The following is a 14,749-nucleotide window of genomic DNA, read 5'->3' on the forward strand; positions in this document are numbered from 1 at the left end:
GGTCACTCCCGCCACGGCCAGCGCCCGGGGTCGCCGAGCCCGCCGGCCGCCGCGAACGCCCCCGCCACCTGGTCCCGGTCCGCGCCGGCCGCCAGCGTCGCCAGCAGCAGCATCCGGGCCTTCCACGGATCCAGCAGACCGGCCGGGACGAGCCCGCGGCCCAGCAGGTCGCGCTCGGAGCCGGGATAGGCGTACGTGGCGGACAGCACCGGCCCGGCGAGCGTGCGCGACGCCAGCACGATCGGGATGCGGGCGATCGCCTCGGCGAGCGGCTCGACCCACCATCGGGGCAGGTGGCCGGCCCCGAACGCGGCGACGACCAGCCCGTCCGCGTCGCCCGGGACCGCGGGTGCGTCCTCGCCGAACGTCGCGACGATCACCGGTACGCGCGGCACCCGCTTTCCGCGGGGCACCACGAACCGCCGGGACGGCGGCGAGACGAAGTGCGCGGTCCCCTCCACCAGGTAGCCGACCGGCCCGCCCGCCGCCGACTCGAAGGCCGCCACCCGGCCCGAGTGCGCCTTGCGGACGCGTGCCGCCGCGTGGACCTCGTCGGCGAAGGCCACGAGGACACCACGCCCGCGGGCGGCCGGACTGGCGGCGACGGTGAGCGCCGCCAGCAGGTTCGCCGGCCCGTCGGCGCCGGCCAGCGCCGGGTTGCGCATCGCGCCCGTGACGACCACCGGCTGCGGGCCGTCGTGCAGCAGGTCCAGCAGGTACGCGCATTCCTCCAAGGTGTCCGTGCCCTGCGTGACGACTATTCCGTCCGCGCCGGCCGCCAGCCGGTCGGCGATCGTGCGGGACAGCGCGACCACGTCCTCGAGGCGCAGCGACGAGCTGGGCTCGTTCTGGACGTCAACCAGGGCGAGGTCCAGCCCGAGCGCCGCCAGGCCCGGGACGGCGGCGGTGAGGTCCTCAGTGGTCAGCGCCGGCTCGACGCCTCCACCCGGAACCGGGGTCATCGCGATCGTGCCGCCCATCCCGCACACCATGATCCGCGTCATGACCGCGACTTTACGTGCGCGGGCGAGGGGAGATTGCCAACAGACGCACAGGTACGGCACAAGCCGGGCTCAGCCTCGGGGCGAAGAGTAGGCGACGAGGAGATCGACCGATGGGGGAGTCCGACATGCTTGTGCAGCTGAACCGCAGCGACCAGAACCGGGCGTTCGCCCCGAACTCGACCGCCGTGCCGGTGCCCGGGCTCGACCGGCAGCGCGCGGACCCGGTCGTCGTGGTGCTCGGCCATCCGGGACGTGTCGCCGCGCTGAGGTCGCATCTGCCCTCCGGCTGGTCGGTGCGGTTCGCCTCCGGGCCCAGTGACGTCCGCGCCGACGAGATCGTGCTGATCAGCGGCGCCCGGGTGGACGACGTCCGGGCCGTGCGGGCGGCGGTCGCGTCGCGGACCCGGGTGGTGGCCCTGGTCGACGAGGACACCCGGGCCGATCTCGTCGCGGGCGTGCTGACCGCGGGAGCGGACGTCTGCGTCCGTGGTGGCCAGCCGGCGATCCTCGCCAGTCACCTGGTCGCGTGCCGTCGGCGGCAGCTGGCCGACCGGTGGATGAACCTGGAGTCCGCGCTGCCGGCACCGTGACTGCTTAATGATTGACACATGCGCAGGCATTGATGCATTCCTGAGAACTTCCTTAGGCTGAGGCCCTCGATGGCTCTCACCGGGGGGAGACGGCCGTGGACTCCGGCGCGCGGCCCGCGGCGACCGCCCTGTTCGGCAGGGGGCCGCTGCTCGCCGCTGCCGAGGCGCGGCTCGCCGCCGGTGGTGGTGTGGCACTGCACGGGCCTGAGGGGATCGGCAAGACGGCGGTGCTCGACGCCCTGGCCGCCACGGCTGCCGCGCGGGGAGAGCTCGTCGTGCGCTTGCGGCCCGCGGCGGCAGAGCGCCTCCTCCCGTACGCGGGGATCGCCGACCTTGTGGCGCAGATGCCGCCGGACGCCCTCGCCGCCCTGCCTCCGGCGCACCGCGCGGCCCTGTCGGTGCTGCGCCGGGGTGCGGCACCGCGGGCGGGTGCACCTGCCCTGGCCCGCCGCCTGGTGCTGCCCGGCCTGCTGGCGCACTGCGTCCGGTCCCGGCCCGTGCTACTGGTCCTCGACGACGCGCAGTGGCTCGACGCGGAGTCCGCCGAGCTGATCAGCTTCGCCATGCGCCGCCGTCCCGGCCCGCGGGTACGGGTCGTGGCCGCGCAGCGCTTCCCCGGCGAGGGGAGCCGGCACCGGGCGACCCGGCTCTGTCCCGCCCCGGTGGCGGAGCTTGCGGTCCCGCCGCTCGCGGCCGGTGACCTGACCGCCCTGCTCGAGGCCCGCGGGCTGTCCTGCCGCGCGGCCGCCCGCCTGCACGAGGCCAGCGGCGGGAACCCGTTCCTCGCCCTCGCCCTCGGCGCCGTCGAGCCCGGTCCGGTGTGGCGGCCCGCCCCGCTGCCCGAACCGGTACGCGCCCTGCTGCGCCGCCGTCTCGCCGCCCTGCCACCCGCCGTCACCGCCACCCTGCTGGTCACGGCGCTGGCCACCGAGCCGACCGTGACGGTGCTGGTCCGGGCGGGGCACGAGGATGCCGATCGGGACCTGCGCGCCGCCGCCGAGGCCGGCCTCGTGGAGCTCGACGGCGAGGCCGTCCGGTTCACGCCGCCTGCGCTGGCCGCGGTGCTCGCCGAGGACGCCGGGGCGGCGCGGCGGGCCGGGGTGCACGACGCGCTCGCCAACGCGGCGCTGGACGAGACGGTGGCGGTCCGGCACCGGGCGCTGCGCAGCGGCCGTCCCGACGCCGACGTGGCCCGCGACCTGGTCGACGCCGCGGCTCAGGCGCACCGGCGCGGCGCCGGGCGGACCGCCGCCGAGCTGTACCTGCTCGCCGCCGACCGCTGCCCGCGCAGCCTGGCGGCGCGGCGCTTCGACTGGCTGGTCACCGCGGCCGGCACCGCCGCGACGGCCGGGGTGCCCGCGGTCGCCGGGCGCGCCGCCGAGGCCGTCCTGGCCGCCGCCGACGCCCCGCCGGCGCACCGGGTGCGGGCCCGGCTCGTGCTGCTGGACCTGGCCGGTCAGGGGCTGGCCGGGATGGGGGAGATGTTCGCCGGCGCGCTCAACGACGCCGGTGCCGACCCGGCCCTGCTCGCGCCGGTCCGGCTGCGGCAGACGTGGGCGGCGATGATCGGCGGGGACGCGGACGCCGCCGCGGCCTGCGCCGCCGAGTCGGCCGGGGCCGCGCGGACGGCCGGGGACCGGACCACCGAGGCGATGGCCCTGAGCGCGCTCGCCCAGGTGCAGCGGTTGCGCGGTGAGCCGCAGTGGGCCGGTACGTTGCGCCGGGCGCTCGCCCTGCCCGCGCCGCAGGTGCCCGGCTGGCTGCACCTGAGCCCGCGCTACCTGGCGGCGCGGTTCGCGATGATGGACGACCGGCTGGACGAGGCGCGCGCCGAGCTGCTGGTCCTGCTCGCCGTCGCCGAGCACGACCGCACCGGCGAGGCGCTGGTCGAGGTGCTGCGCAGCCTCTCCGAGGTGGCAACCCGTGCCGGCCGGTGCCGCGATGCCCTGCGCTACGCCCACCGCGCCGTGACCGCCGCCCGCGACGCCGGCCTGAGTCCCGGCCCGACCTGGTACACGGCGGCCGTGGCGGAGCTGGCCGGGGGCAGCCTCGACGCCGCCCGCGGGTACGCCGACCGCGGCGTCCGCGCCTCCGAGCAGGAGGGCGACAGCCTCTACCTGCGCCGCAGCCTGCACGCCCTCGGCCAGGCCCAGCTGCGCGCCGGCGAAACCCGCGCCGGGGTGGCGACCCTGCGCAGGCTGCGCGACCTCGAGGGCGGTGCGGCGGACCCGATGATCGTGCGCTGGCAGGGCGACCTGGCCGGCGGCCTGGCGGCGCTCGGCGAGCACGACGAGGCCGCCGCGGTGCTCGCGGAGGCGCGCTGCGGCGCCGAGCGGCTGGGCGTCACCCCGGGTCTCGACGGCTACCTCGACCGAGCCAGCGCGATCGTGCTGTCCGAGCAGGGGCGGGCCGACGCGGCGGTGGTGCTGTCCGCCACGTCCGCGCAGCACTTCGCCGAGCTGCACCAGCCGCTCGAACAGGCGCAGGCGCTTCTGGTGCAGGGCGGGGCGGAGCGGCGACGGCGCCGGTACGCGGCCGCCCGCGTCGCCCTCGGTGCGGCTCTGGCCCTGTTCGTCGCGGCGGACGCGAAGCCGTGGACCGAGCAGGCCGAGCGGGCGCTGGCGCGTACCGAAGGACCGGCCGCGCCCCCGTCCGACCTGGGCCTGACCTCCACCGAGGCGCGCATCGCCGCGCTCGTGCGCGACGGCGCCAGCAACCGGGAGATCGCCGGCCGGTTGTTCCTCAGCGTCAAGACCGTCGAGGCCACGCTGACGCGGGTCTACCGCAAGCTCGGGGTGCGGTCCCGCACCCAGCTCTCCCAGAAGCTGCCGACAAGGGTTTTCCCTGATTCGGTGACCGCCGTCGATGCATAGCGTCACTGCTCAACAGCCTGGTGCCCCCGACCCCCGGGACACCGTGCCCAGGCCTCGCCCTGACCGGGTCGAGAGAAGGAGTACGAGCGTGCGACGGAGAAAACTCATTCCGGCCGCGGCGGCCCTCGCCGCCGGGGCCGCGCTGACCCTGGCCGCGACGCCGGCCTCGGCGCAACCTCAGGCCCCCAGCCCCGCACCCGCCCCCGCCGCGCTGGCCGCCTCCGCGGCCGACCGGCTCGTCGGCAGCGCCGGCACCGCGTCGCTGCTGCGCCGCGCCGACGGCGACACGCTCAAGCGCACCGGCGTCGTGCAGGGCACGCGCGGGCTGCAGTACGTGACCTACGCCCGGATCTTCAAGGGCCTGCCCGTGGTCGGCGGCGACGTCGTGGTGACCACGGACGCGGGCGGCACGGTGAAGGACACCGCGGTCGCGCAGACCGCCCCGATCGCCGTCGGCACCACCGCCGGCGTCACCCCGGCGCAGGCCGCGGCCACCGCGCGTACCCGGCTGGCCAAGGTGGACTCCGCCGCCACGCCCGAGCTGAAGGTGCTCGCCTGGGGCACGCCGAAGCTGGCGTACGAGGCCGTGGTCGAGGGGCGTACGGCGCAGGGCCGGCCGAGCAACCTGCACGTGTTCGTCGACGCGCAGACCGGCAAGGTGATCGACCAGGTCGACTACGTCCGCGAGGGCACCGGCAACGGCTACTACTACGGCAACGTCACGATCAACACGTCCGGTTCCGGGTCGTCGTACTCGATGACCGACTCGACGCGTCCCGGGCTCAAGTGCGGCGGGCAGAACGGCTCGGCGTACACGGGCACCGACGACGTCTGGGGCAACGGCTCGGGGACGAACCTGGAGACCGCCTGCGTCGACGCGCTGTGGGGCGCCCAGCGCGAGATCGACATGCTGGGTGCCTGGTTCAACCGCAACGGCATCCAGGGCAACGGGAACAACCCGCCGATCCGGGTCGGCCTGAACGACGTGAACGCGTACTGGAACGGCTCGTACGTGAACTTCGGCCACAACCAGGCCAACACCCGCCAGGCCACGCCGATCGACGTGGTGGGGCACGAGCTCGGCCACGCCGTCTTCCAGTACACCCCGGGTGGCGCCGGTAGCGGCAACGAGAACGGCGGCATCAACGAGTCCACCGGCGACATCTTCGGTGCGCTGACCGAGGCGTACGCCAACAGCCCGCTCGACCCGCCGGACTACAGCGTCGGCGAGGAGGTGGACCTGGTCGGTGACGGCCCGATCCGCTACATGTACAACCCGTCGCTGGCCGGCGACCCGAACTGCTGGTCCACGTCCATCCCGTCGACCGAGGTGCACGCCGCGGCGGGTCCGCTGAACCACTGGTTCTACCTGGTCGCCGAGGGCTCGGCGCCGAGCAACGGCCAGCCCGCCAGCCCGACCTGCAACTCGTCGTCCGTGTCCGGCATCTCCATCCGCAAGGCCGGCGAGATCTACTACAACGCGCTCCAGGCCAAGACCTCGACCTGGCGGTACGCCAACATCCGTACGGCGACCCTGAACGCGGCGAAGAACCTGTACCCGACCAGCTGCACCGAGTTCAACACGGTGAAGGCGGCGTGGAACGCGATCAGCGTCCCGGCGCAGACCGGTGAGGCCACCTGCACGGGCAACCCGGGCAACGACTTCTCGATCTCCGCCTCGCCGGCCTCGGGCAGCGTCGCCGCGGGCTCGTCGGCCACCACCACGATCGCCACCGCCACCACGTCCGGTTCGGCGCAGACGGTCGCCCTCAGCGCCTCGGGCCTGCCCAGCGGCGCGACCGCGACCTTCAGCCCGGCGTCGGTGACCTCCGGGTCGTCGTCCACGTTGACGATCTCGACCAGCGCGTCGACGCCCTCGGGCACCTACACGGTGACCGTGACGGGCACCGGCTCGGCCACGCACACCGCCACCTACACGCTGACCGTGACCGGCGGCCCCGGCGGCAGCTGCACCGGCACCAACGGCACCGACGTGTCCATCCCCGACGCCGGCTCGGCGGTGACCAGCACGATCACCATCAGCGGCTGCGGTCGCAGCGCCTCGGCGACGTCCACGGTGGCCGTGAACATCGTCCACACGTACCGCGGTGACCTGGTCGTCGACCTCGTCGCACCGGACGGCTCGTCCTACCGGCTGAAGAACAGCAGCGCCACGGACAGCGCGGACAACGTCAACACCACCTACACCGTCAACCTCTCGAGCGAGGCGGGCGACGGTGCCTGGAAGCTGCAGGTCCGCGACGTGTACAGCGCGGACACCGGCTACATCAACACCTGGACGCTGACGCTCTGATTTTTTGCTCCGCTGTGGTGTAAAACACCGAGGGCGTCTGACCAGGCATTTGTCGACGGAGAGTGACCCGGGCTACAGCATTACGGTGGCCCGGGTCACTTCTTGATCGAATGTTTTACCTGGTGGATTTGTTGCAGTAGTCCGGAGCCAGCAACCTGGTAGGGGAGAGCGATCACGCTCTCGCCATCACTTTCCGTAAGGAGACGGACGATGCCCCTGAAGAACCGGGTCAAGGACGCCCGCGTCAACCTGACGAACCGCCGCATCCAGCGGCGCGCCCGCCGCCGGCTGAGCGCGGAGCTCGCGGCCTTCCAGACCCCGGCCGAGCGCGCCGAGCTCGACCTCATCCTCGGCCGGCACGACGAGGCCGAGACCGAGCAGATCCGCGAGATCCTCAACCAGCAGGACTACGAGCGGCAGCGCACGCGCATCGTCGTGGGCGGTTATCGCGCCTGACGGGTCCACCCTCAAACCGAACGGCCCCGGCAACGTCGCCGGGGCCGTTCTGTGTCCACGTGGTCAGTTCTCGGCGCGGTCCTCCAGTGGTGCGTGGGCGCGCAGGCTGCCGGCGTGAGCCTTGGCGGTCGGGTCGCGGCGGGTCTTCGCCAGGCTCGCCACGGTGGTGATCACCAGGATGACCAGGATGACGCCGAGCGAGACCGGCGTGCTGATCTGCGGCGCGTCGTGCCAGACGTCCTCGTGCAGCCAGTGCAGCACGAGCTTGGCGCCGATGAAGGCGAGGATCAGCGACAGCCCGGTGGACAGGTAGACGAGCCGGTCGAGCAGCCCCTTGACCAGGAAGAACAGCGCTCGCAGGCCCAGCAGGGCGAAGGCGTTGGCGACGAAGACGATGTACGCCTCCTCGGTGACGCCGAAGACCGCCGGGATGGAGTCGAGCGCGAAGAGCAGGTCGGTGCTGCCGATGGCGATCAGCGTGATGAACAGCGGGGTGGCCATTCGGCGGCCGCCGATGCGGGTGAAGAGCTTGCCGCCGGCGTACTCGTCGGTGACCGGGAACAGTCGCTTGCTGGCCTTGACCAGGGCGTTGTCGTCGACGCTGGGGTCCTCGTCGCGGTGCCGGAAGAGCTGCACCGCGGTGTAGATCAGCAGCAGGCCGAAGATCAGGAACATGAAGGAGAAGAGCGACAGCAGCGTCGCGCCGAGCGCGATGAAGATGACGCGCAGCACCAGCGCGATGATGATGCCGAAGGTCAGCACCTCCTGCTGGTACTTCTCCGGCACCGCGAAGGTGCTCATGATGATCACGAAGACGAAGAGGTTGTCGACGGACAGGCTCTTCTCGACGATGTATCCGGCGAAGTACTCGGTGCCGTAGTCCCAGCCGGCGACCTGGGCGAACACGACACCGAAGGCGAGCGCGACGGCTATGTAGAAGACCGACCAGGCGGTGGCTTCACGGAACCCGACGGCGTGCGGGCGCAGCACGCCGAGGGTCAGGTCGAGGGCGAGCAGGGCGACGATGACCGCGATGGTCAGCGTCCAGCCGAGCGCGGTGACCTCCAGCATCAGGGAGAAACCTCCGAGTGTCGTGGTGGGATGTCTCCAGAATCCCTGGTCACGCTGGGAGGATCCTGAAAACGCCCTGCTAGGCGACCTGGAAGGAGCGCTTCGCCAGCCCCATCCAGAAGCCGTCGATCGGCTGCTCGGGGCTCTGCTCCGGATCGCCGGACGCGCCCAGGGTCAGGAACATCGGGGCGAAGTGCTCGATCGTGGGGTGCGCGTACGGCATGCCGGGTGCCCGGGTGCGGAAGTCGGCCAGCTCGTCGACGGCGCCGCGGGCGAGCGTCTCGGCGGCCCAGGCGTCGAACTCGCGCGACCAGCCCGGGGCGGCCGCGTCGGTGCGGAAGTCGCGCAGGAACGGCAGTCCGTGGGTGGTGAAGCCGGAGCCGATGATCAGTACGCCTTCGTCGCGCAGCGGGGCCAGGCGCCGCCCCAGGTCCAGCAGCCGGTCGGGCTCGAGGGTCGGCAGCGACATCTGCAGCACCGGGATGTCGGCGTCCGGGTACATGACGGTCAGCGGGACGTACGCGCCGTGGTCGAGGCCGCGCCGGGTCCGGGCGACGTGCTCGGTGTCGGGCATGAGCTTCTCGATGCGGTCGGCGAGCCCGGGCGCGCCGGGTGCCCGGTACTGCACCTCGTAGTAGTGCCGGGCGAAGCCGCCGAAGTCGTAGACCAGCGGCACGGTCTCGGTGGCGCCGAGCATGAGCGGCGCCGACTCCCAGTGCGCCGAGGCGACCAGGATCGCCGTGGGCCGGGGCAGCCCGGCGGCGAGGTCCTTGAGCTGCGCCACCCAGGCCGGGTCGTCGACCAGGGGCGGGGCGCCGTGGCTGAGGAACAGCGCGGGCATGGTGCTCATGATGACCTCCGTTGACGCTTCAACTACCTGCCTCCACGGTACGGCCATTTTGTTGAGACGTCAACTAAATGTCAGCCGGCCCTCCCAGCCGCCGAGGATGGGTCCGGGGTCGGCGTCCAGCACGTCGGCGAGCAGCATGGCGTAGACGTCGCGGAAGTCGGTGGTGTGGCGCAGGTCGCCGTCGTCGAGGTCGGTGAGGCTCGGCGGTTCGGCGTACAGGCCGCCCGGGATGCCGTCGCCGAGCAGCAGGACCGAGGAGGCGGTGCCGTGGTCCGTGCCCTCCGAGGCGTTGGCCCGTACCCGGCGGCCGAACTCCGAGTAGACCGCGACCACCACGCCGTGGCCGGCCATCCGCTCGGCGAACGCGGCGAGCGGCTTGTCCAGGCTCGCCAGAATCGACTCCTGGGCGCTCTTCTCGTCGGCGTGGAAGTCGAAGCCGCCCAGGGACACCGAGTAGACCCGGGTCGCGGAGCCCGCCTCGATGCAGCGGGTGACCAGGGCGAGCTGCTGGTCCAGCGGCGGGGCCTGCCCGCCGGTCGCGGTCGCCGGCTCGTCGGCGTCGCCCTCGTCGTCCTCGACCGTCCCGGCCATCAGGTCCCGCACCTTGACCAGGTCGGCGAAGCAGGCGGCGGCCCGGGCCCGGCCGGTGGACTCGCCCGGCGCCGGGGTGCCGAAACCGGCCAGGACCGTGCCGTCCACGCCCTGCGGCAGCGTCAGCGCACCACCCGGCACGGTGGCTCCCGCGCTCGTGGCGCCCGCCAGCAGCGGCGGCAGGACCGGCTCGAACGAGACGGCGAGGCGGGGGTCGCCGCCGGCGGTGTCGAGCCAGCGCCCCAGCCAGCCGGTGTTCTCCGGACGGTCCGGGTTCGCCGTCTGCCAGATGTCCATCGAGCGGAAGTGGCTGCGATCCGGACGCGGATAGCCCACGCCCCGGACGATCGCCAGGCGGTCCTCGCCCCACAGCCGGTGCAGCCCGGCGAGGCCGGGATTGAGCCCGAACCCGTCCTCGAGGTCCAGGACCTGGTCGTGGCCGTACGCCATCGACGGACGGTTGGCGGCGTAGGCCGGGTCGGCGTACGGGATGACGGTGTTGAGCCCGTCGTTGCCGCCGTAGAGCGTGACCAGGACGAGGATCCGCCCGGTGGGCCCGTCACCGCGGAAGCCCAGGATGTCGCCGAGGCCGTAGGCGGTGCCGCCGGCCACGAGCGCGCCCGCCGCGACGACACCGCTGGCGGTCAGGAACCGGCGCCTGGTGATCGTGTCCATTCGCATCTCCTCAGTGGACGGTGTATTCGGGGCTGGCCAGCCCGAGGGCGAGCAGGCGGCGCGGCTCGCCGGTGGCGGCGCTCAGCACGGCCCGGGTCCGGTCGCTCCAGGCGTCCACGACCAGCAGGCGGGCGAGCGCCTCGGTCCGGTCGCCGCGTGCCGCCGCCGCCAACGTCTCGACGGCTTCCGGGGCGAGGACCGTCAGGGCCTGGCCGTACCGGAGCCGGGCCTGGGCCGACGAGGTGGTCAGCCAGGGCGTGCCGACGGGCCAGCCGCCCACGCTCGGTGGCCGGAACGGGACCTGTCCCAGCGCGCGCAGGCCACCCAGGATCGGCCCGCGCTTGTTCTGTGGCAGGGCCCCGAGGTCCACGCCCAGCTGCCGGACCGCACCGGTCATCCACTCCACCGGCTGCTTGACCAGCGCGCCGTTGGCCGCGGTGAACGCTTCCGCGGTGACCAGCGACCGCAGCATCCCTGTTGTGGTGCGTTCCGCGCTCAGCCGTGCGGTGGTGGCCGCGTCCGGGGTGGCCGGCGAGCCGTAGCGGTTCCACAGCCGCCGGGCCAGGAAGGGCAGGTGGGCGGGGTGCTGCACGAGCAGGTCGGCGTACGAGTCGATGTCGAACGCCCCGCTGCGTCCCAGCAGGGTGACCGGGGCGGGATCGTGGCGTGCGGCGACGAAGGTGGCGGTGGCGGTCGTCCGGTCGGCCCGCCAGCCGGTGAGGACCCGGGCCCCCGCCTTGACGTCGTCCTCGGTGTAGGCGCCCACCCCGAGGGTGAACAGCTCCATCACCTCGCGGGCGAGGTTCTCGTTCGGCGCCTTGCGGGTGTTGCGCTGCCCGTCGAGCCAGATGATCAGTGCGGGGTCGCGCAGCATGGCGCGGACGAGCGGCCCGGTGCCGCCTCCGCCGTACCGTCGCAGGGTCTGCTGCTGGCCGAGCATCAGCGCCGCCGAGCGCACCTTGCGGACCGATGTGGCCCAGTGCCCGTGCCAGAAGAAGGTGAGCTTCTCCGCCGCGCCCGGTTCCGAGGCCATCCGGGTGAGCCACCACCACGCCGCGTCGGTGGCCTGCCGGCGGGCCTCCTGGCGGCCCTCCTTGCCGGGCCGGAACGGGCCGGCCTCCGGCACGGTCGCCGGCCGCCCGATCGGTGCGAGCACCCGCTCGAGGGTCGCGCCGGCGCCCGCCGCCACGGCCGCGTCGACCTCCGCCGCGGTCGGGCCGAACGTCAGGCGGCGGAGCAGATGGGAAACCTCGCTGCGGTCCGTCATGCCGGGAACGCTAGACACGCCGTGTAAGCGATCAGTAAAGGTGCTATTCGATCCCCGTCAAGCTTGTCCCGCATGACGTCCTGGTTAATTCCGTCCACTGTGTTGTCCGCGTCGTGGCAGCTCACGGCGGGTGCCGTCAATGCATTCCGAATTTGCCCACTCTGGACATTGCGCCCGGATGGCGCGCGCTGGCAAGCTACGCGGTGTTGCGCGTACGCCGCTCACCGTAGTGGTCCGCGGATACTGCGCCCTGCTCCGACCCGTACCCCTCGACTGCCGGCGACCGCGACCGGCGGTCATGCCGTCATGCCCAAAGGATTGATTCCGTGTCGTCATCGCAGCTCCCGCTCGCCGATGACCTGTACCTCGCCGCGCACGACTCGCCCCGCGGCCGCTGCGTGCTGACCCCCGCCACGCTCGGCCTCGGGCTCGCCGCGGCCCTGCTCGCCGAGCTCGTCCTGTGGCGCCGCCTCGATCTGCGCGACGACCACGTCGTCGTGATCGACGACGAGCCGACCCCGGACCCGGCCACCGCCGCCGTCCTCGGTCAGCTGCTGCGCGAACCGCACCACCGGCGGATCCGCGACTGGATCTCGTTCCTCGCCACCGGCGTCGCCACCGACCTGGTCGAGCGCCGTCTCGCCCGGGCCGGCCTGGTGCACCGCAAGGAGAAGCGTGGCCTGCTCGGCGTCAAGGTGCGCTTCGTACCCGTCGACTCGTCCACGGCCGGCTGGCCGGGCACCCGGATCCGCATCTCCGCGACCCGGGGCGAGCTGCTGGACACCTCCGACCTGGTGCTGACCGGGCTGGTGCTCGCCACCGGCCTCGACCAGCACGTCCTCGTCACGCTCGAGGCCGCCGAGCGCGACCACCTGTTCGACCAGCTGCGCCGGCGGCTGCCGGCCATGCTCCAGCACCTCGTCGGCCACGCAGAGGCCGCCGTGGGCGACGCCGTGATGGCCCGCCGGGCCTGACCACCCCTCCCTCCCCGCTTGGAGACGCCCGTGTCCACAACCACCACCCCCGCCAGAACCAGCCAGCTCTCGACCGCCCTCGCCCGGGACCGCCTCGGCGTGGCCGCGGTCGTCTTCTTCGTCATGTCGGCCGCCGCCCCGCTCACCGTCGTCGCCGGCGTCGTCCCGACGGGCCTCGCCGTCACCGGCCTCACCGCCATCTCGATCGCCTTCCTGGCGGTCGCCGTCGTGCTCGCCGTCTTCGCCGTCGGCTACGTCGCCATGGCCCGGCACATCGCCAACGCCGGCGCGTTCTACGCGTACATCGCGCAGGGGCTCGGCCGGCCCCTCGGCGTCGGCGCGGCGTGGGTGGCGCTGCTGGCCTACAACAGCTTCCAGCTGGCCTCGTACGGAGGATTCGGCGCGATCGCCTCCCCGCTGTTCGCCGACTGGTTCGGCATCGACGTGCAGTGGTGGGTCATCGCCCTCGTCGCCTGGGCGCTGGTGGCGGTCCTGGGCGTCCGCGACGTCGCGGTCAACGGCAAGGTCCTCGCCACCCTGCTGGTCGCCGAGATCGTGCTCGTGGTCGTCTTCAGCTTCGCCGACCTGGCCGCACCCACCTTCGAGGCCTCGTCCGCGCCGCTCAACCCGGGCAGCCTGGCCGGGGCGGGCGCCGGAGCCCTGCTGGTCATGGCGATCACCGGTTTCGTCGGCTTCGAGCAGTCCGTGGTCTTCAGCGAGGAGTCGCGCGACCCGCGGCGGACCGTGCCCCGGGCCACCTACATCGCGGTCGCGCTGATCGCCGTCCTCTACGGGTTCTCCACCTGGGCGATGATCTCGGCGTCCGGCGGACAGGCGGTCGAGCGGGCCGGCGCCGAGGGGCCCGAACTGTTCTTCAACCTCGCCTCCGACCGGCTCGGGAGCACCGCGATCCACCTCGGGCACGCCCTGTTCCTGACGTCGCTGATCGCGGCCATGATCTCGTTCCACAACATCATCGCCCGCTACACGTTCTCCCTCGGGCGCGAGGGGGTGCTGCCGCGGGCGTTCGGGCGTACGGTGCCGGGCACGGGCGCACCCAAGAACGGCCCGCTCGCGCAGTCGGCGCTCGGCCTGGTCGCGATCCTCGGGTACGCGATCATGGGCTGGGACCCGCTGGTGCAGCTCTTCTTCTGGGGCGGCACGACGGGTGGCATCGGCGTCCTGCTGCTCATCACGGTCACGTCGGTGGCGGTCATCGGCTACTTCGCCCGGCACCCGCAGGGCGAGGACAGGTGGCACCGCTTCGGCGCCCCGGCGATCGGTACGGTGCTCCTGCTCGTGATGACGTACCTGGCCCTGACGAACATCGCGACCCTCTTCGGCGTCGAACCGGGCTCCGACCCGACGTGGGTGGTGCCGCTCGCGTACGCGCTGCTCGCCGTGGCCGGAGTGGCGTGGGCGCTGATCCTGCGCAGCATCCGGCCCGCGATCTACCAGGGCATCGGCCTCGGCGCCCGCAGCGCCGCCACCTTCTCGTTCGCGGAGGCCACCAAGTGACGCCGATCCGGTCCGCCACCGCCGCCGAGATCCCGGCCGTGGGCCGGCTGATCGCGTACTCGTTCGACCACCTCCCGCAGAACCACTCGCTCGTTCCGGACGAGGGCGAACGCCTGACGGTGATGAGCGACTTCTTCGCCTTCCTGTCCGAGGACGGCAAGGCCGACGTCATCGAGGGGCCGCACGGCGACCTGGTGGCCGCCGCGGTGTGGTTCGACCGGACGCGCGAACTGCCGGAGATCCCCGCGTACGAGGAGAGGATGGCCGCCCTCGCGGGCCGCTGGCTGCCGCACTTCCAGGCGCTCGACGAACTGTTCGAGAAGCACCACCCGCAGGAGCCGCACTGGCACCTGGCGTTCCTGGCGGTGCATCCGCAGCATCAGCGCGCCGGGCTCGGCAGCGCGCTGATGCAGCACACGCACGACCGGATCGACGTGCCGGCCTATCTCGAGGCGACGAACGAGGACAACATCCGCCTGTATGAGCGGCACGGCTACACGCGGATGTCACCGTTCGACATCCGGCTCCCCGACGACACGCCGTTCTTCCGGATGTGGCGTCCCTGA

12 protein-coding genes are annotated in these 14,749 nt (G+C 73.1%); 7 read left to right on the plus strand and 5 right to left on the minus strand.

Going from position 1 to position 14,749, the window contains the following annotated elements; all coding sequences use genetic code 11:
* Positions 1–2: 2 nt before the first annotated feature.
* Complete coding sequence (locus AB0J80_RS31290) at positions 3–1,004, minus strand: asparaginase (protein ID WP_364712110.1); 1,002 nt, start codon at positions 1,002–1,004, stop codon at positions 3–5.
* A 125-nt stretch (positions 1,005–1,129) separates the two neighbouring features.
* Here AB0J80_RS31290 and AB0J80_RS31295 point away from each other — a divergent pair, with 125 nt between their 5' ends.
* From AB0J80_RS31295 to AB0J80_RS31310, 4 genes are all read left to right on the plus strand, one after another.
* Positions 1,130–1,594 carry a hypothetical protein gene (locus tag AB0J80_RS31295; protein WP_364712113.1) on the plus strand — a complete coding sequence of 155 codons (465 nt, stop codon included), beginning with the start codon at positions 1,130–1,132 and terminating at the stop codon, positions 1,592–1,594.
* 95 nt (positions 1,595–1,689) lie between these two features.
* Positions 1,690–4,467 carry an AAA family ATPase gene (locus tag AB0J80_RS31300; protein ID WP_364712116.1) on the plus strand — a complete coding sequence of 926 codons (2,778 nt, stop codon included), beginning with the start codon at positions 1,690–1,692 and terminating at the stop codon, positions 4,465–4,467.
* An 88-nt stretch (positions 4,468–4,555) separates the two neighbouring features.
* Positions 4,556–6,781: a M4 family metallopeptidase gene (locus tag AB0J80_RS31305; RefSeq protein WP_364712118.1), complete on the plus strand. Its 2,226-nt coding sequence runs from the start codon at positions 4,556–4,558 to the stop codon at positions 6,779–6,781.
* A gap of 210 nt (positions 6,782–6,991) precedes the next feature.
* Positions 6,992–7,237, plus strand: coding sequence for a hypothetical protein (locus AB0J80_RS31310; RefSeq protein WP_364712121.1), 246 nt, complete (start codon positions 6,992–6,994; stop codon positions 7,235–7,237).
* Positions 7,238–7,300: 63 nt separating this feature from the next.
* Here the strand turns inward: AB0J80_RS31310 and AB0J80_RS31315 are convergent, their stop codons facing one another.
* The 4 genes from AB0J80_RS31315 to AB0J80_RS31330 all read right to left on the minus strand — a co-directional run bounded on the left by AB0J80_RS31315 (position 7,301) and on the right by AB0J80_RS31330 (position 11,691).
* Positions 7,301–8,308 carry a TerC family protein gene (locus AB0J80_RS31315; RefSeq protein WP_364712124.1) on the minus strand — a complete coding sequence of 336 codons (1,008 nt, stop codon included), beginning with the start codon at positions 8,306–8,308 and terminating at the stop codon, positions 7,301–7,303.
* 79 nt (positions 8,309–8,387) lie between these two features.
* Complete coding sequence (locus AB0J80_RS31320; protein ID WP_364712127.1) at positions 8,388–9,158, minus strand: class III extradiol ring-cleavage dioxygenase; 771 nt, start codon at positions 9,156–9,158, stop codon at positions 8,388–8,390.
* A 60-nt stretch (positions 9,159–9,218) separates the two neighbouring features.
* Positions 9,219–10,424 carry a DUF1501 domain-containing protein gene (locus AB0J80_RS31325; protein WP_364712129.1) on the minus strand — a complete coding sequence of 402 codons (1,206 nt, stop codon included), beginning with the start codon at positions 10,422–10,424 and terminating at the stop codon, positions 9,219–9,221.
* 10 nt (positions 10,425–10,434) lie between these two features.
* Positions 10,435–11,691, minus strand: coding sequence for a DUF1800 domain-containing protein (locus tag AB0J80_RS31330; protein WP_364712132.1), 1,257 nt, complete (start codon positions 11,689–11,691; stop codon positions 10,435–10,437).
* A gap of 326 nt (positions 11,692–12,017) precedes the next feature.
* Here AB0J80_RS31330 and AB0J80_RS31335 point away from each other — a divergent pair, with 326 nt between their 5' ends.
* The 3 genes from AB0J80_RS31335 to AB0J80_RS31345 are packed head-to-tail and all read left to right on the plus strand — an operon-like array spanning position 12,018 to position 14,749.
* A complete protein-coding gene (locus AB0J80_RS31335; protein ID WP_364712135.1) occupies positions 12,018–12,665 on the plus strand; it encodes a GPP34 family phosphoprotein in 648 nt (215 codons plus the stop codon).
* A 30-nt stretch (positions 12,666–12,695) separates the two neighbouring features.
* Positions 12,696–14,183 (plus strand): APC family permease, encoded by a 1,488-nt coding sequence (locus AB0J80_RS31340; protein ID WP_364712138.1) that lies wholly within the window; start codon positions 12,696–12,698, stop codon positions 14,181–14,183.
* Positions 14,180–14,749 carry a GNAT family N-acetyltransferase gene (locus AB0J80_RS31345; protein WP_364712140.1) on the plus strand — a complete coding sequence of 190 codons (570 nt, stop codon included), beginning with the start codon at positions 14,180–14,182 and terminating at the stop codon, positions 14,747–14,749. The genes AB0J80_RS31340 and AB0J80_RS31345 overlap by 4 nt, the downstream gene beginning before the upstream one ends.

The sequence above is a fragment of the Actinoplanes sp. NPDC049548 genome (genome assembly GCF_040676695.1).
Classification (GTDB): Bacteria; Actinomycetota; Actinomycetes; order Mycobacteriales; family Micromonosporaceae; genus Actinoplanes.